Raw genomic sequence first — 247 nt, 5'->3', positions numbered from 1 at the left:
CGAAGTTGTGCAGAGCCGCCTCCAGCAAGCTGCGTGCTTGCGGCTCGCCCACGGGGCGGGTGGCCAGCACATCCACCTTCCGGTCAGGGAACAAAGGCACTTCCAGGTCGGGAACGCCGGTCCAGATATCGGCATCGGCTTCAAAGGGCTGGAAGACATACTGCGCTCTGTCTACGGGCACATTCACTTTCAACCGCTCGGTCAGCAGCGGGGTGCTGAAGGTGATGATGTCTTTGAAGCCCGCAAG

1 protein-coding gene is annotated in these 247 nt (G+C 61.1%); it reads right to left on the bottom strand.

Going from position 1 to position 247, the window contains the following annotated elements; all coding sequences use genetic code 11:
* Positions 1 to 247, bottom strand: a 247-nt coding sequence (locus SB765_RS32450) for a hypothetical protein (protein WP_410932869.1), incomplete at both ends; no start/stop codon positions are given.

The sequence above is a fragment of the Pseudomonas sp. SIMBA_067 genome, from assembly GCF_046534675.1.
In the GTDB taxonomy this organism is placed as follows: Bacteria; Pseudomonadota; Gammaproteobacteria; order Pseudomonadales; family Pseudomonadaceae; genus Aquipseudomonas; species Aquipseudomonas putida.
This window is presented reverse-complemented; position numbering and strand designations above follow the sequence as displayed.